Origin of the sequence: Streptomyces sp. SYP-A7185, from assembly GCF_046103685.1 — a bacterium.
In the GTDB taxonomy this organism is placed as follows: Bacteria; Actinomycetota; Actinomycetes; order Streptomycetales; family Streptomycetaceae; genus Streptomyces.
Genome location: NZ_CP122310.1, coordinates 7,991,279 through 8,006,644 on the forward strand (window position 1 = coordinate 7,991,279; position 15,366 = coordinate 8,006,644).

Below are 15,366 nucleotides of genomic sequence, written 5' to 3' on the forward strand. Positions count from 1 at the left end.
TCCCGGGGCAGGCAGCCCCGCACCCCCGATACTAAGCGCTTGCTTATGGACGATGTCGAGCGCCGCCCGGGGCGGCGGCCCTCACACCGGGGCAGGGAGGTCCATCAGGGCGAGCGCGGCCGGGTCGACCACGGCGGTCATCTCGGTGATGAGGCACTCGGTGACGGTGAAGGTGAGCAGGGCCTGCGGAGTGCCGTCCTCGTGCCAGGCGAGAACGCCGGGCAGGCCGTTCACGGTCACCGCACGACCGCGCGCCGCGCTGCCGGCCAGGCGCGCGCGGGTGGCGACCTCGGTCGCTCCGATCGTGACGAACCGGCCGTCCGGAGTGTCGACGGTGAACTTCACCTCGGGGTGCAGCACCTGCAACAGCCCCTCGAACCGGCCTTCGCCGGCCGCGGTCAGGAAGGCTTTGGCCACCTCGCGCCGCTGCGGTCCGGCGTCCGACGGCTGTCCGGCGGTCCGCACCTTCCTGCGGGCGCGGCTGGTGAGCATCTTCGTCGCGTCGGCGGACTTGCCGAGAATGGGGCCGATCTCCGCGAACGGCACGGCGAACACGTCGTGCAGCACGAACGCGAGCCGCTCGTCGGGACGCAGCGAGTCGAGGACCGTCAGGAGCGCGCGACCGACGGAGTCCCCGAGCGCCACGAGCTCCTCGGGAGCGGGCGCGGAGTCGAGCGTCACGGTGTACTCGGGCAGCCGGTCGTCGAGCGGGACTTCCGGGCGGGTCCGGCCCGACCGCAGGACGTCCAGACTGATGCGGCCGACCACGGTGGTCAGCCAGCCGCCGAGGTTGTCGATGGTGCCGGCGTCCTGGCGGGACAGCCGCAGCCACGCCTCCTGGACCGCGTCCTCGGCGTCTGCGTGCGATCCGAGCACGCGGAAGGCGACCGCCCGGAGCCGGTCGCGGTGGGACTCGAAGGCCTCGGTGATCGGGTCCGCGGAATGAGTGCCGGCCATGTTGTTACCTTCCTCGAAGCTGCTCCGTCACTGGGATGACGCGGATCTGCCGCGCAACGTAACCGACCCGACGAGGAGAGCACGCGCTCATGGAGAACCGGCTCAAGAACAAGGACACGAACAACCCCGACGTGTGGATCGCGGTCAAGCACCTCCACAAGGCGATCGCGGCCGGAGGCGTCGACCCGAAACTGCTTGCGCTCGTCCACCTGCGCGCCAGCCAGATCAACGGCTGCTCGGCGTGCGTCCATGCCGCCGTCGCCGGAGCGAAGAAGGCCGGTGAGACCGACGAACGGCTGCACACCGTGGCCGCCTGGCGTGAGGCGCCGTTCTACACCGACGCGGAGCGGGCGGCGCTGGCGCTGACCGAGGGCGCCACCCGGTTGCAGGACGGCGCGGAGGGGGTCACCGACGAGGTCTGGGACGAGGCCACCCTGCATTTCACCGAGGAGCAGATCGGCGCGCTCAACCTGGAGATCGCGCTGACCAACTTCTTCAACCGGCTCAACCGCACCGTCAAGGAACCGGCCGGCCAGACCTGGGGCTGAGCCCGGTGCCGCCGCGCGTCGCGTCCGGCGAGCGCGCGGCGGCGGGCGGGTCAGCTCGCCGGCGGGGCGAGGCGGGAGAGGAAGGTGTAGGGGGCGGAGAGGCTCTGGGAGACGGCATACAGGGCGCCGTCCGGGGACGAGGACAGCTCGCGGACCGACGTGCCCTTGGTGAGCGAGGTGTCGGCCACCCAGGACGTGCCGCTCCACCGCAGCAGCTTCGGGTCACGGACGTCGGCGACCTGCGTGCCGGCGTAGACCTGACCGCCGTACCGGGCGAACGTCGTGCCGTAACCGGCGCCCGGGAGGTCCCTGCGTGCCCAGGCGGTGCCGTCCCAGTGCCACTCGTGGGAGTCGGAGGCGACCCACACGTCGTTCGGGCCGTTGCTGAACACGGTGCGCAGGGCATCGTTCTCGCCGGGTATCCCGGGCAGCGGCACCTCGCTCCACCGCGTGCCGTCGTAGTGCATGACCAGCGGATCGTATGCGGCGGGGACGCCGCCGTCGCTGCGGTAGCCGGCGGCCCAGATGTCGTTCTCGGACCGCACGTCCACGGCGTCGAGACCGCCGTTGACGGGGAACGTGGTGGTGTTCCACGTCCGTCCGTCCCAGTGGGTGACGGTCGGGGCCCAGCCGCCGGTCCGGTTGTTGCCGACACCCCACAGGCTGGTCCTGCTGACCGCCTCGGCGTCGCGGATCTCCAGGTTCCGGGTGTCGGGATGGAGGTCGGCCGACCACTTGGTGCCGTCGTAGTGGTGGACGTGCCAGACGCCGCTGCTGAGGTCCTTGCGGCCGATCGCCCACAGGTCGTCGGGGCCGGTGCCGGCCAGCGTCTGCGCCGCGGCGTCGGCGGGCGGCGTCAGTTTCTTCCAGGTGCTGCCGGACCGCTGCCACAGCTCCTCCTGGGCACCGCACCCCCAGCAGCTGCTCTTCGTCGTGGCGTAGGAGTTCTGGCTGTCGAAGGGCAGCAGCTTCACGTTGTCGTACGCGGGAGGAGGGGGTAACGACTCCCACCCCGCTGCGGCGTTCGCGGGTGACGCGGCCAGGCCGACGGCCAGGGCTGCCGCCGCGGCGAGGACCGCGGCGCGACGCCGGCTCCGGCTCCGGCTCTGGCTCTGGCTCCGGCTCTTGCCGTGGTGCGGGATCGGGTTCCGGCTTCGGCTCCGGAGGAGACTCCATGCCATGTGACGCTCCTTGGGCAGAGGTGGGGGCCGTGCGTCCTCCGCCCGGCGCGGTCACCCGGCTCCCTGACAGGGCATCGTCCTCCGCGCCGATGACCCGGCACTGACGCCTCAGCCGACCGCGTCCCCCTGGAACACGGCCGCGTGCACGGCCTCGAACAGGGCCGTGACGTCCTGACCGGTGAGCCCCTCCGACCGCGCCTGCTCCATCCACTGCGCCAAGGCGGTCTGCAAGGGGGAGTCCGGTCCCGCTTCGGGGCGGGCGAGGGAGCGGGTGATGAAGGTGCCCGCGCCCTGGCGGACCTCGGCCAGACCCGCGCGCTCCAGCTCGCGGTACGCCTTGAGTGTCGTGTTCGGGTTCACCTTCGTGGCCGCGGCGACCTGCGCCGCGGTGGGCAGCCGGTCACCCTCCACCAACGCACCCATGCGCAGCGCCTGTTCGACCTGTCGCACGATCTGCAGATACGTGGCCACGCCGCTGCGCCGGTCGATGCGGAATTCGACCACTGTCTCCACCCTCTGCTCGTCTGCCGATACTTTACGTACGCGCTGCCGTCCTTGGCTCTACAGGGGGCGTCGCGTCGCCCACCACAGGACGAAGACCGCCAGGACGGCGGTGCCGCCGAGGAAGACGGCGGCGCCGGTCCACTGCATGCCGCCCATCTGGTCGTAGCCGAAGTACTCGGCCACGTTGTTGACGATGCCGTGATCCTTGATGCAGGCGTTGGACGCCTTCTCGGTCTGCTCGGCGCACGTTCCCCAGCCGTAGAGCTGCCCGTCCGCCGATCCGATCCAGCGGTCCGTCTCCACCGCGTCGCCGCTCGCGATGACGGCCGGGTCGTCCTGGTTCAGCGGCCAGGTCACCAGGCGCGGGGTGGCCAGACGGCCGCGGACCTCGCCCCAGGCCACCTCGACGACCAGACAGAAGACGAAGGTGGTCAGCATGGCGGGCAGCACCCTGCGCAGCAGCATGCCGATCGCGATGCCGCTCATGGTGAGGAAGAGGGAGAACGCCGTCAGCATGGGGCCCGTGTTGTCGAACACCGATCCCGCGAGCCACTCTGACAGGAGGATGTCGCGGTAGGGCTCCCACCACCAGAAGAACAGCGTGGACAGCACGAGGCTGGAGACCAGGACGAGCGAGAGGCACCAGATCAGCTTGGCCGCGAGCCAGCGGCGGCGCGGCATCGACTGCGTGGTGACCAGCTGCGCGGTGCCGTGTTCCTGGTCGCTCGCGATCAGTGGAGCGCCGAGGAAGACACCGAGGACCACGGGCAGGGCGCCCAGCGCCCCGGCGATGTACTCGAAGCTGTGCGGGGTCGTCATCAGGGTGACGTCCTTGTCGGGCCAGCCCCGCGCGGCGAGCATGTCGGCCATCTCGCCACGCCTGTAGAGGATCATGGCCGCGCCGAGCACGGACAGCCCGACGATGATCCACGTCGTGGTGCGGTGCTGGCGCAGGACGAGCCAGGTGAGCCCGTGCAGCAGGCCCGGCCTCTTGGCGGACTGCCCCTGGCGTGGCTGCTCGGTCAAGGTGGTGCTCATGCGGCGGCGGTCCCCTCGGCGTCGATGCGTGCGTCGTGCGTGAACAGTGGTTCCGCGTCCGGCGCGCGGAGGTGGGCGAGCAGAATCTCCTCCAGGCTCGGCTCGCTGACCTCCCAGTCCGGGGCCAGCGGGCCGTTCGGCCGTACGAGGGCGCGGAACTGGCGGCCCTGGGCGCGGAATTCGACCACCGTGTGCGGGGCGAGGTCCGCGGGCGGGGTGCCGTCGGGGGCGAGTCCGGTCACCAGGGCGTGGGCCGGGACCAGTGCGTCGGTGTCGCCCGCCATGCGGACCCTGCCGTCCGCGATGACCAGGAGGTAGTCGCACATGTCCTCCAGCTCGGCCAGCATGTGGGAGGACATCACCACCGTCGTGCCGCGCTCGACGGCCTGCGACATCAGCAGGGAACTCATCTCGTCCCGGGCCAGCGGGTCGAGGTCCGCCATCGGCTCGTCGAGCAGCAGCAGGTCGGGGCGCTTGCCGAAGGCGAGGGCGAAGGCCACCCGGGTGCGCTGACCGCCGGAGAGCGTGCCGACCTTGGCGTCGAGGGGGACGTTGCCGGAGCGCACGATCCCCTCGGCGGCCTCGGTGTCCCAGCCGGGGTTGAGCTCCCGCCCCATGCGCAGCGTCTCGGCCACGGTGAACCGCTTGAACAGCGGCTTGTCCTGGGAGAGGAACGCGTAGCGGGGCATGGCGGAGGGCTCGCCGGCCGGCACCCCGAAGATGCGCAGCTCCCCCTCGGTGGGGGTGACGAGGCGGGTGGCGAGCCCCAACAGGGTGCTCTTCCCGGCGCCGTTCGGGCCGACGAGTCCGCAGATCCGCCCGGCGGGCAGCCGGAAGGAACAGTCGCGCAGCGCCCAGCCGCGGCGGTAGCGCTTGCCGAGGCCGCGGGCCTCGAGCGCGATCGCGCCCGAGGAGCCGCCGGCCCCGGCGGTGTCGGCAAAGGTCGTGTCCACCGGAGCACCTCTCTCGATTCCATTAAACAATTAATGGAATGATGATCTGGGCATGCCGAATCTGTCAAACAGGGCAGCACTCGGCCCGGTCCGGTGGTTTGTGGTGCGTCTGCGGTGCGTGCGCGGTCGTGCCGCTACGGCACCGGCCCGCTACGGCGCCGGCTTCGTCAGCGGTACGGCGGCCTCGCGCTGGTGGGGGATCAGAACCGGCGGCAGTTCGCCCTGCTGGACGTTCACGGTCCTGACCGGGGCGGGCACGCGGATGCCCTCGGCGCGGTAGCGCTGGTGGAGCTGCTTGATGAACTCGTGCTTGATGCGGTACTGGTCGCTGAACTCGCCCACGCCCAGGATCACCGTGAAGCTGATCCTGGAGTCGCCGAAGGTGTGGAAGCGCACGGCCGGTTCGTGTTCCGGAAGGGCGCCTTCGACGTCCTTCATCACGCTCTCCACGACCTCGGTCGTGACCCGCTCGACCTGCTCCAGATCGCTGTCGTAGCTGACGCCGACCTGGACCATGATCGACAGATCCTGCTCGGGGCGGCTGAAATTCGTCATGTTGGTGCCCGCGAGCTGGGCGTTGGGGATGATCACGAGGTTGTTCGACAGCTGCCGCACCACCGTGTTGCGCCAGTTGATGTCGACGACATAGCCCTCCTCGCCGCTGCTGAGCCGGATGTAGTCACCGGGCTGCACGGTCTTCGCGGCGAGGATGTGGACGCCTGCGAAGAGGTTGGCCAGCGTGTCCTGGAGGGCCAGGGCCACCGCGAGACCGCCCACGCCTAGCGCCGTGAGCATCGGGGCTATGGAGACACCGAGCGTCTGAAGGACGACGAGGAAACCCATCGCGAGCACGACGACACGGGTGATGTTGACGAAGATCGTCGCCGAGCCCGCGACGCCCGAGCGCGACTGCGCCACGGACTTCACCAGGGTGGTGACCACTCGCGCGGCCGTCAGGGTCGCCGCGAGGACGAGCAGGGCGGTCAGCGTCATCGAGACGTTGTGGCCGGTCCGCGGCGTGAGCGGGAGAGCCGCGGCGGCGACGGCCGCACCCGCGGTGATCGCCGCGCAGGGGACCAGGGTGCGCACGGCGTCGACGATGACGTCGTCGCCGCTCCACCGGGTCTTGCTGGCCCGTTCACCCAGCCACCGCAGGACTGTCCGCAGCAGCAGACCCGCCGTGATGCCGGCGGCCACCGCGATGCCCGCGGTGATCAGGTCGTGCCATGTGAGGGCTCGCTCCATCAGTTCATTCTCCAGGTTGTGCGGGCGCGTCGGACATATGTTCGTGGTCCGGCGCGAGCGTCATCCTGCCCCATGGGTGCGGCGCCGTTGCCGGGGGCCCGCACCCAGACTGCCGTCAACTCAGCAGGCGCAGGGCGATATCAGACATCCCGATCACCACCGACTGACCCCAGGTCAGTTCCACCGCATCACTCTCCACCCCGTCGCCGAAGACGATGAGCCGGTCCGACTCGACGGTGACCCGCAGCCGGTCCGCCGCCCCCAGCGCCCCCTCCACCTGCGACGTCCCGGTGGCGGGCGAAGGCCACGCCTCCCGTACGAACCAGACCAGGCGCTGTTCGACGGGGCCCGGCAGCGGCAGGGCGCTGCCGCTCTGCTGCCACAGCGAACGCAGCCAACCGGTGGCTCCCGTTCCGGTCCCGACCAGGACGCCGGACGACGCCTGCGGCTCGGGGGCGGCCGTCCCGCCGTCCGGGCCGATGCGGTAGCGGGCGGTCTGGTGGCCCGGCGGGCCGAGGTAGATCTCGTTGAGCGCAAGCAGCCGCTGCGTGTCGTCGGACACCGCCTCCACCATGGTGAGTTCGTCCACCGCGGCCCGGGGTGCGACCGCCGCGGGGAGCAGCTTGGCCGCGTCGGCGCCCCGATGGCGTACGAGGACGCCGGGGTTGCGCCCCGGCTCGGTGTCGATGCCGACCACGGGCTGGCCGGAAAGATACTTCGCGGCGTTGGCGACCAGGCCGTCCTGGCCGACCACGACCACCACGTCCTCGGGACCGAAGAGGAAGCGGTCCAGGTCGGCGCGCTCCACCCGGGCCTGACGCCACCGCCGGGGCACGGCCGCGGCCACGTCGGCGAGGGTGCGCCGGGCCCGGTGGTGGCGCTCGGCCACCTCCCGGATGCTCCGGCCGCGCGAGGTCAGGAAGAACGCGGCCTGGCCGTGGGTGCCGTGCCGGGCGAGCAACTCCTCGTACTCGGTGGTGCGATGGACCAGCACCGCACGCGGCGCCAGGCTCATGACCGCGCGCCCCCGTCCTGGGCGCCGTGCCCCAGCTTCGCGAGCAGGCCGGTGAGGACGTCGGGGGAGAGGGTGAGGCTCTCGATGCGCGGGACGTTCTCGGCGAGCCGGGTGGCGGCCAGGGCGTGCAGCGTGGCGGCGTCCACCGCGGAGTGCGCCGCGAGCCACGAGGCCTGGGCCGCCGCCTTCGCCTCGCCGACCGTGCGCGCGGACGCGGCTTCGGCGCGGGCCAGCCGCTCCGTGCGGGCCGCCTCGGCCTCGGCGCGCACGGCGTCGGCGGCGGCGTTCTCCTCGGCCTCGCGGCGGGCGTTGGCGCCCCGTCGCTCCACCAACTCCTGCTCCTGACGGGCCAGTTCGATGCGGCTGGTCAGCTCGTTCTCGGCGATGGCCCGCTCCCGCTGCACGGCCACGGCTCGTCGTTCGTACGTCGCCCGGTCCGCGTCCTGCTGGATGCGCTCCCGTGCGGGGGTGCGCAGGGCGCGCTCGACCTCGGGCTCCGGGCGGATGGCGACCACCCGGACGGCCACCACCTCGATGCCGGTGGCGGGCAGCCTCGGCTCCCCGGCGAGGCCTTCGGTGATCCGCTCGCGGACCGCGCTGACGCCGTCCGCGAGGGCTTCGGCCAGCGGGGTGCGGGCCAGGACGTCGAGGGCGTTCTGCTGGGCGGACTCCGTGAGCAGCGAGGCGAGTTGCTCCAGCGGGGCGCCGCGCCAGGAGCCGGTGTCCGGGTCGACCGCGAAGTCGATGCGGGAGGCGGCGAGCGCCGGGTCGCTGATCCGGTAGGTCACCGTGGCCTGCACGGCGACGTCCTGGAAGTCGGCCGTACGGGCGTGGAAGGTGACGGCCAGCTCGCGGTCGTCGACGGGGACTTCGGAGAGCGCGGCGCTGAGGGGCCGGAACCAGAAGCTCAGGCCCGGCCCGTCGTGGACGAGTCGGCCGCGCTTGTGGTGGCGGATGTGGGCGGTGGGCGCGGAGCGCAGGTGGTGCACGCCGAGGCGTCGGGTGATGTCGGCCATGGTGGAATCCCTCCCCGTTTTCGTCATGTCGACGGTATGGGGTTCCGTGTTTATAGTCAAGGTGACTAAAAAGAGGTGAGGGCCCAGGACCGGACATTCCAGGACCGGCTGTTCCAGGACCGGGCGCTCCAGGACCGGACGTTCCATGGCCGGGCCCCGGTGCGCTCCAGTGACGCCCGGTCTCGCGGCGGCGCGCAAGGGGATGGTGTGCGGGGGGTTCCCCGCCGGTCGGGGATATGCAAGTCTCCTCCTTAATCTCCGGGAGCGGCCGTCGACCCGCTGGTCAACTGGCCTGCCCCGGCCTCGACATGGGGTGAAGAAGTGTTGCGGAACGGGACACGGGGGCACGATCTCGCCTCGCTGCGGCGGCTGAACACCACCGTCGTGCTGCGCGCCCTGCACCGGCGCAGTCCCCAGACCCTCGCGGAACTCGCCGCCGGTACCGGACTCTCCCGGCCCACCGTGGAATCCGCAGTGGAGGAACTGACCGCGCACGGCTGGGCGGGGGAGGCCGAACGCGACGCCGCCGAGCGCACGCCGGGACGGCCCGCCCGGCGGTTCCGCTTCCGCGTGGAGGCCGGCCGTGTCGTGGGCGCCGACATCGGCCTGCACAAGATGGTGCTGCTCCTGGCCGATCTGGGCGGGACGGTGCTCGCCGTGCGGCGCGAGGACATCGACCCCGACCTGGGCGGAGCCCGGCGGCTCGACCTCCTGCGCGAGAGCCTCGACGCCTTCCTGGACGCGCACGCCGTGCGGCGCGACGACATCCTCGCCCGCTGCGTGGGCGTACCGGGCGTCGTCGACGCGGGCGGCACTCTCACCTCCCACGTCATCCCCGAATGGTCCGGCGTCGACCTCGCCCGGCTGCTCTCCGAGGGGGAGGCGGGCCACACCCTCGTCGAGAACGACGTCAACCTCGCCGTGCTCGCCGAGCGCTGGCAGGGCGCCGCCACGCTCGCCGGTGACGTCGTCTGCGTCCTGACCGGCCACCGCGTGGCGTGCAGTCTCACCATCGGCGGCCGGCTGCACCGGGGGCGGCGCGGCGGCGCGGGCGAGCTCGGCCTGCTTCCGCTGCTCGGCATGAACACCGCGCAGGACGCCCTGCGCTGGCAGGGCGAGCGGCGCCCCGGCGAGTCCGAGGTGGCCGCCCTCGCCCGCGCGGCCGACGGCGCCGACCCGCGGGCCCTCGCCGCCGTCGCGGACTTCGCCGACCGCATCACGCCGGGCATCGCCGCGCTCGCCCTCGCCGTCGACCCGGAACTGGTGGTGCTCACCGGCGGCGCGACCCCGCTCGGCAGCCATCTCGTGCCGCTGATCGAGGACAGGCTGCGCCCCCTGACCCTGTACGTCCCGCGCATCGCGCTGAGCGCGCTCGGCGAACAGGGCGTCGCGATCGGCGCCGTACGCAAGGCACTTGACCAGGTCGAATCCGATCTCCTGACGGACTCGGCGCTCTAGCCCACCCGTGCGCGGGCCCGGCGGCGTACGGGTGCGCGGGCCCGAAGCGAACGAAGCGAAGGAAACGAAGGAAACGAACGAAGCGAAGGAAACGAACGAAGCGAAGGAGGCGTTCATGCGCAGGAGGACCCTGCTGTCCGGAGCGCTGGCGGCGCCCCTGCTCGCCGCCTGCTCGGGCGGCGGTGACCAGGGCAAGGCGAGCGGCGGCCGGACCACCCTCTCGTACGGGGTGTGGGACGTGGCCCAAGTGCCGGGCCTTCAGAAGGTGATCGACGCCTTCGAGAAGGAGAACCCCGGCATCTCCGTGCGCATGGAGCTCACCCCGTGGTCGAGTTACTGGACCACCCTGAAGACCGCCATGCGCGGCGGCACCGCCCCCGACGTGTTCTGGATGAACGCGGTCAACCTCCAGCTGTACGCGTCGAACGGCGTCCTGGAGCCCCTGAGCGGACACATCAAGAGCGACGCGACGCCCCTCGACCGCCACCCCGGGTCACTCGTGAAGATCTACGCCTACCAGGGCGAGCAGTACGGCATCCCCAAGGACTTCGACACCATCGGCCTCTGGTACAACAAGGCGCTCTTCGACAAGGCGGGCATCAAGTACCCCGACGCCACGTGGACCTGGGACGACGTGCGCGACGCCGCCGCCGAACTCACGCACCCCCGCGAGCGCGTCCACGGCATGGCGGCAGAGATGGACCGCCAAGGCCAGCTCTACCCCGCCATCTACGGAGCGGGCGGCTACGTCATCGAGGACGGGAAGTCCGGCTTCGGCGACGAGCGTTCCATCGAGGGCCTGCGCTACTGGACCGACATGATCGACCGCGGCTGGTCGCCGCCGCAGAGCGCGATGGTCGAATCCAAGGCCCGCAACCGCTTCTGGTCGGAGAAGGCCGCCATGACCTACGAGATATCCGCGTTCTCCGGGCAGTACCACGCCGTTCCCGCGCTCAAGGACCACGCCGACGTCACCGTCCTGCCCAAGGGCCGGGAGCGCGCGACGATCGTCCACGGCCTCGCCAACGTCATCTCCGCCAAGAGCCGCAAGAAAGAGGCGGCCTGGAAGTTCGTCCACTTCATGGCGGGCCGCGAGGCCGCCGAGATCCAAGGGGCTTCGGGCGTCACCCTCTCCTCGTACGAGGGGACGCAGGACGCCTGGTTCACGTCGATGCCCGAGTTCGACCTGAAGTGCTTCGTCGACATGCTGGAGTACGCCGTTCCCTACCCCAGCTCGAAGAACACCGCCGTCTGGGAGAACCTCCAATACCCGCTCCTGGGAGCCGCGTTCAGCGGCAAGGGCGGCATCGAGAGCGCCGCGCGCACGCTGGGCGAACAGATGGACCGGGCCTTGAAGGAGGAGCGCGCATGATGAGTGTCTTTCCCTCCACGGCGGCCGCGAAGGCGGCCGGGAAGGGGGCTGGGCGCGGCAAACCGGCGGCCGGATCCGCCCCCGCCTCACGCAACCAGCGCGCCGCCTACCTCTTCGTCGCGCCGCTCGGCATCGGCTTCGCCGTCTTCTACTTCTGGCCCCTGCTCCAGACCTTCTACTACAGCTTCACCGAGTTCGGGCCGTTCGGCGGCACCACCTGGACCGGCACGGACAACTACGTGCGCGTCCTCAAGGACGTCACCGTCTGGCAGGCGCTCGGCAACACCCTGATCTACTGCGTCGTCGGACTGCTCGCCCTTCCCCTCGCCATCGGCGTCGCGGCGCTGCTCAACCGGCGCGGACTGCGGGGCGTCTCCGTCTACCGGGCCTTGTACTTCGTGCCGTTCGTGACGCTGCCCGTCGCCGTGGGGCTCGTCTGGAACTGGCTCTACAACGGCGACTACGGGCTGATCAACGAAGTCCTCGACTGGTTCGGCGCGGACCGCCGCTACTGGGTCTCCGACCCCTCGACCGCCGTGTACGCGATCGGCACCGTGATGGTCTGGTCGACCACCGGCTACTACTTGATCATCTTCATGGCGGGCATCAAGGGCATCCCGCAGGACTACTACGAAGCCGCGGAACTCGACGGCGCCGGGCCGCTGCGCCGCTTCTTCACGATCACGCTGCCGCTGCTCAGCCCGACGATCTTCTTCGCGTCCATCATCTGCATGATCAACTCGCTCCAGACCTTCGACCTGATCTACATCATGATGGCCGAGAAGAACCCGGCGATCGGCGACACCCAGTCCGTGGTGAGCCTCTTCTACAAATGGGCCTTCATCGAGAACGCCCAGGGCGCCGCCGCCGCGCTCGCCTTCCTGCTCATGCTGATCATCGCGGCGCTGACGCTGGTGCAGTTCAGGCTTCAGAAGAGGTGGGTGCACTATGCGTGAGCCATCCATACGCCCCGAGTCATCCGTACGCTCCGAGTCATCCGCACGCCCCGAGTCATCCGCACGCCCCGAGTCATCCGTGCGCTCCGAGTCGTCCCCGCGTCCTGAGTCATCCGCGCGTCCCGTGAGGCGGCGCCGGTTCGACGGCGGCTCCGTCGCCACCCACGCCGTGCTCTCGCTCGGCGCCCTCGTGATGGTCTTCCCCTTCCTGTGGCAGCTGCTCACCGCGGCCAAGTCCCTGGCCGAGACGGCCAAGGTGCCGCCCACCTTCCTGCCCGACACCTGGAACTGGTCGAGCTTCGAGGAGGTCTTCACCGCCCTGCCCTTCCGGGAAATGCTCTTCAACAGCGTCCTCAACACCGTGGGGCGCACGGTCGGACAGCTGGTGTTCTGCTCGCTGGCCGCCTACGCCTTCGCCCGCATGCGGTTCCGCGGCCGCAACGTCCTGTTCGCGCTCTTCCTGTCCGTCCTCATGGTGCCGAGCTCCCTGCTCGTCCTGCCGCAGTACGACATCATCCAGCGGCTCGGCCTGCTCAACTCGGCGCCCGCGCTGTTCCTGCCCGGCATGTTCAGCGCGTTCGGGACGTTCATGCTGCGGCAGTTCTTCCTCACGCTGCCCAAGGAGCTGGAGGAGGCGGCGCGGATCGACGGCGCGGGCGCCTTCCGCATCTTCTGGTCGGTCATGCTGCCGCTGGTGCGGCCGGCGCTGGCCGCGCTCGCCGTCATCACCGCGATGTGGTCGTGGAACGACCTCCTGTGGCCGCTGATCGTCAACACCGACCCGCAGAAGATGCCCATCAGCGCCGGACTGACCTCCCTGGAGGGGCAGTTCGAGACCAACTACCCCGTGATGATGGCCGGTTCGCTCATCGCGAGCCTGCCCATGCTCGTCGTCTACGTCCTCCTGCAACGGCACTTCGTGCAGAGCGTCGCGCTCTCCGGCTCCAAGAGCTGAACCCCGACCAAGTACAGGCACGAGGGCCAGGCACCAGATCCAGGCACCAGGAAAGGTAACCCCTCCATGGGATCCATGGGACCGCTGCACATCGGTCTGATCGGCGCGGGCGGCATAGCCCGCGCTCATCTCCCCGGCTGGCTCGAACTGGGGGCGCGCGTCAGCGTGTACACCGTCGACGGCTCGGCGGAGAAGCTCGCCGCCGAGTACGCGAGGCACGAGGTCGCCGCGGTGGCGAGCCTCGACGACCTGCCGGCCGACTGCACCGCCGTCGACATCTGCACCCCCACCCCGACCCACAAAGAACTCGCCCTCGCCGCCGTCGCGGCGGGCCGTCACGTCATCTGCGAGAAGCCCCTGGCCCTCGACGCCGCCGACGCGGAGGAGATCGCGAAGGCCGCCGAAGCAGCGGGCGTACGGCTGCATCCCGCCCATGTCGTGCGGTACTTCCCGGCCTACGCGGCGATGCGGGAAGCCGTCGAGCGGGGCGACCTGGGAGACCTCGCGGTGCTGCGGTTCACACGGGGCGGGGCGCGGCCGCAGTGGGCGCCCTGGTTCGGCGACCCCGCCCAGTCCGGCGGCGTCATCATGGACCTGATGGTGCACGACATCGACATCGCCCGCTGGATCGCGGGCGACGTCGTCCGCGTGCACGCCCAGACGCGCGGCGTCGAGCACGCCACGGGCGACGACCGGGCCGAGGTCGTCTCCGCGACCGCCGTCCTCACCCACGCCTCCGGCGCGATCAGTCACGTCACCGGCCTCTGGGGCCTGCCCGACCAGCAGTTCCGTACGACGTTCCGCGTCGCGGGCGCCGACGGTCTGCTGCGACACGACTCCACGTCCGTGCCCGGATACCGGCTCACCGCCCAAGGAGTGCGCGCGGCCAACGAGGGCGTCCCCTCCAGCCCCATGACGGAGAGCCCCTACCTGTCCGAGCTGCGCGAGTTCGCGGCGTCGTGGGCGGACGGCGGCCCGGAGCCGCGGGTGAGCGCGCGGGACGGGATCGAGGCGGTGCGCATCGCCGCTGCGGCCGTCGAGTCAAGCCGTACGGGCCGGGCGATCGAGATCGGGGCCGGGAACAGCACTGTCGAGGAGGTCGCGCGATGAAGGTCGCCGTTCTGTCGTTCGCCCACGTGCACGCGGCCGGTTACCTGCGGCTCCTGGCGCGGATGCCCGGCGTCGAGGTGCTCGGCAGCGATCCGGACAGCGGGTCGGCAGCGCCCGAAGAGGTGCGGGGGCGCGCCTTCGCCGAGGAGAGGGGGGTCGCGTACGCGGACACGTACGAGGAGGCCTTCGCCTGGGGCCCGGACGCGGTGATCGTCTGTTCGGAGAACGCGCGCCACCGCCCGCTCGTGGAGCTGGCCGCGGCGCACGGCGTCGACGTCCTGTGCGAGAAGCCGCTGGCCACGACGGTCGAGGACGGCGAGGCGATGCTGGCGGCGTGTCGGGCGGCCGGCGTGCGGCTCGCGGTCGCCTTCCCGGTGCGCTTCAGCCCCGCGTACGCGGCCGTGAAGGCGGCCCTGGCGTCCGGCGAGGCAGGCCGGGTGCTGACCGTGTCCGGTGCGAACAACGGCTCCATGCCGAGCTCGCGGCGCTGGTTCGCCGACCCCGGGCTGGCGGGCGGGGGCGCCCTGATGGACCACACGGTCCACATCGCCGACCTCCTGGACGATCTCTTCGGTGACGCGCGCCCCGTCGACGTGTACGCCCAGACGAACAACCGCATGTACGAGGGTGAGGTCGAGGCCGAGACCAGCGGTCTGGTCACCGTGACCTACGACAACGGCTCCGTGGCCACGATCGACTGCAGCTGGTCGCACCCCCGCTCCCACCACTCCTGGGGCGGCCTCGAACTCACCGTGGTCGCCGAGCGGGCGACCCTGGAGATGGACGCCTTCGACCAGGCGGTCCACGGCTACAGCGAACGACACCGACGCGGTCTTGAGCTGTCCTTCGGCGCGGACCTGGACGAGCGGATGCTGAGCGCGTTCCTGTACGGGCCCGGCGAGGGCGGCATGGACGTGGCCGACGGCGAGGGCGGGCTGCGGACGCTGAAGATCGTGACGGCGGGCTACGCGTCGGCCCGGAGCGGGGTTCCGGTGGCGGTGGGCTGAGGGCGGTGGCCGCCGGGGGCCCGGGGGGCCACGGCGGGTCCCGGCGGGTCC

General features: G+C 71.2%; 15 protein-coding genes. 7 read left to right on the forward strand and 8 right to left on the reverse strand.

What is annotated here, in order from left to right:
* Positions 1 to 81 precede the first annotated feature (81 nt).
* Positions 82 to 957 carry a sigma-70 family RNA polymerase sigma factor gene (locus tag QBL25_RS34970; RefSeq protein WP_409060951.1) on the reverse strand — a complete coding sequence of 292 codons (876 nt, stop codon included), beginning with the start codon at positions 955 to 957 and terminating at the stop codon, positions 82 to 84.
* A gap of 89 nt (positions 958 to 1,046) precedes the next feature.
* Here QBL25_RS34970 and QBL25_RS34975 point away from each other — a divergent pair, with 89 nt between their 5' ends.
* Entirely contained in the window at positions 1,047 to 1,505 is a 459-nt protein-coding gene (locus tag QBL25_RS34975; protein WP_409060952.1) for a carboxymuconolactone decarboxylase family protein, read from the forward strand.
* 50 nt (positions 1,506 to 1,555) lie between these two features.
* Here the strand turns inward: QBL25_RS34975 and QBL25_RS34980 are convergent, their stop codons facing one another.
* From QBL25_RS34980 to QBL25_RS35010, 7 genes are all read right to left on the reverse strand, one after another.
* Positions 1,556 to 2,686 carry a hypothetical protein gene (locus QBL25_RS34980; RefSeq protein ID WP_409060953.1) on the reverse strand — a complete coding sequence of 377 codons (1,131 nt, stop codon included), beginning with the start codon at positions 2,684 to 2,686 and terminating at the stop codon, positions 1,556 to 1,558.
* A gap of 108 nt (positions 2,687 to 2,794) precedes the next feature.
* Positions 2,795 to 3,199: a GntR family transcriptional regulator gene (locus tag QBL25_RS34985; protein WP_409060954.1), complete on the reverse strand. Its 405-nt coding sequence runs from the start codon at positions 3,197 to 3,199 to the stop codon at positions 2,795 to 2,797.
* A gap of 48 nt (positions 3,200 to 3,247) precedes the next feature.
* Positions 3,248 to 4,228 carry an ABC transporter permease gene (locus QBL25_RS34990; RefSeq protein WP_409060955.1) on the reverse strand — a complete coding sequence of 327 codons (981 nt, stop codon included), beginning with the start codon at positions 4,226 to 4,228 and terminating at the stop codon, positions 3,248 to 3,250.
* Positions 4,225 to 5,181, reverse strand: coding sequence for an ABC transporter ATP-binding protein (locus QBL25_RS34995; protein ID WP_409060956.1), 957 nt, complete (start codon positions 5,179 to 5,181; stop codon positions 4,225 to 4,227). Before QBL25_RS34995 ends, QBL25_RS34990 begins: the two co-directional genes overlap by 4 nt.
* A gap of 150 nt (positions 5,182 to 5,331) precedes the next feature.
* Positions 5,332 to 6,426 (reverse strand): mechanosensitive ion channel family protein, encoded by a 1,095-nt coding sequence (locus tag QBL25_RS35000; RefSeq protein ID WP_409060957.1) that lies wholly within the window; start codon positions 6,424 to 6,426, stop codon positions 5,332 to 5,334.
* A gap of 115 nt (positions 6,427 to 6,541) precedes the next feature.
* Entirely contained in the window at positions 6,542 to 7,441 is a 900-nt protein-coding gene (locus QBL25_RS35005; RefSeq protein WP_409060958.1) for a hypothetical protein, read from the reverse strand.
* A complete protein-coding gene (locus QBL25_RS35010; RefSeq protein WP_409060959.1) occupies positions 7,438 to 8,457 on the reverse strand; it encodes an SPFH domain-containing protein in 1,020 nt (339 codons plus the stop codon). Before QBL25_RS35010 ends, QBL25_RS35005 begins: the two co-directional genes overlap by 4 nt.
* A gap of 321 nt (positions 8,458 to 8,778) precedes the next feature.
* Between QBL25_RS35010 and QBL25_RS35015 the strand changes: the two genes are divergently transcribed.
* The 6 genes from QBL25_RS35015 to QBL25_RS35040 all read left to right on the forward strand — a co-directional run bounded on the left by QBL25_RS35015 (position 8,779) and on the right by QBL25_RS35040 (position 15,315).
* Positions 8,779 to 9,915 carry an ROK family protein gene (locus tag QBL25_RS35015; protein WP_409060960.1) on the forward strand — a complete coding sequence of 379 codons (1,137 nt, stop codon included), beginning with the start codon at positions 8,779 to 8,781 and terminating at the stop codon, positions 9,913 to 9,915.
* Positions 9,916 to 10,030: 115 nt separating this feature from the next.
* On the forward strand, positions 10,031 to 11,287 hold the full coding sequence (locus QBL25_RS35020; RefSeq protein WP_409060961.1) for an ABC transporter substrate-binding protein: 1,257 nt from the start codon (positions 10,031 to 10,033) through the stop codon (positions 11,285 to 11,287).
* On the forward strand, positions 11,284 to 12,243 hold the full coding sequence (locus tag QBL25_RS35025; RefSeq protein WP_409060962.1) for a carbohydrate ABC transporter permease: 960 nt from the start codon (positions 11,284 to 11,286) through the stop codon (positions 12,241 to 12,243). The genes QBL25_RS35020 and QBL25_RS35025 overlap by 4 nt, the downstream gene beginning before the upstream one ends.
* Before the next feature lie 124 nt (positions 12,244 to 12,367).
* Positions 12,368 to 13,198, forward strand: a complete 831-nt coding sequence (locus QBL25_RS35030; RefSeq protein WP_409060963.1) for a carbohydrate ABC transporter permease — start codon at positions 12,368 to 12,370, stop codon at positions 13,196 to 13,198.
* Positions 13,199 to 13,264: 66 nt separating this feature from the next.
* A complete protein-coding gene (locus QBL25_RS35035; RefSeq protein WP_409060964.1) occupies positions 13,265 to 14,308 on the forward strand; it encodes a Gfo/Idh/MocA family protein in 1,044 nt (347 codons plus the stop codon).
* The gene (locus QBL25_RS35040) at positions 14,305 to 15,315 is read left to right on the forward strand and encodes a Gfo/Idh/MocA family protein (RefSeq protein ID WP_409060965.1); all 1,011 of its coding nucleotides are present in this window, start codon (positions 14,305 to 14,307) and stop codon (positions 15,313 to 15,315) included. Before QBL25_RS35035 ends, QBL25_RS35040 begins: the two co-directional genes overlap by 4 nt.
* Positions 15,316 to 15,366: the final 51 nt, after the last annotated feature.

What these genes read in the sequence shown, in the direction of transcription:
- QBL25_RS34970 (WP_409060951.1), bottom strand. Translation starts at nt 957, where the DNA reads ATGGCCGGCACTCATTCCGCGGACCCGATCACCGAGGCCTTCGAGTCC.
- QBL25_RS34975 (WP_409060952.1), top strand. Translation starts at nt 1,047, where the DNA reads ATGGAGAACCGGCTCAAGAACAAGGACACGAACAACCCCGACGTGTGG.
- QBL25_RS34980 (WP_409060953.1), bottom strand. Translation starts at nt 2,686, where the DNA reads ATGGCATGGAGTCTCCTCCGGAGCCGAAGCCGGAACCCGATCCCGCAC.
- QBL25_RS34990 (WP_409060955.1), bottom strand. Translation starts at nt 4,228, where the DNA reads ATGAGCACCACCTTGACCGAGCAGCCACGCCAGGGGCAGTCCGCCAAG.
- QBL25_RS35000 (WP_409060957.1), bottom strand. Translation starts at nt 6,426, where the DNA reads ATGGAGCGAGCCCTCACATGGCACGACCTGATCACCGCGGGCATCGCG.
- QBL25_RS35005 (WP_409060958.1), bottom strand. Translation starts at nt 7,441, where the DNA reads ATGAGCCTGGCGCCGCGTGCGGTGCTGGTCCATCGCACCACCGAGTAC.
- QBL25_RS35010 (WP_409060959.1), bottom strand. Translation starts at nt 8,457, where the DNA reads ATGGCCGACATCACCCGACGCCTCGGCGTGCACCACCTGCGCTCCGCG.
- QBL25_RS35020 (WP_409060961.1), top strand. Translation starts at nt 10,031, where the DNA reads ATGCGCAGGAGGACCCTGCTGTCCGGAGCGCTGGCGGCGCCCCTGCTC.
- QBL25_RS35025 (WP_409060962.1), top strand. Translation starts at nt 11,284, where the DNA reads ATGATGAGTGTCTTTCCCTCCACGGCGGCCGCGAAGGCGGCCGGGAAG.
- QBL25_RS35035 (WP_409060964.1), top strand. Translation starts at nt 13,265, where the DNA reads ATGGGATCCATGGGACCGCTGCACATCGGTCTGATCGGCGCGGGCGGC.
- QBL25_RS35040 (WP_409060965.1), top strand. Translation starts at nt 14,305, where the DNA reads ATGAAGGTCGCCGTTCTGTCGTTCGCCCACGTGCACGCGGCCGGTTAC.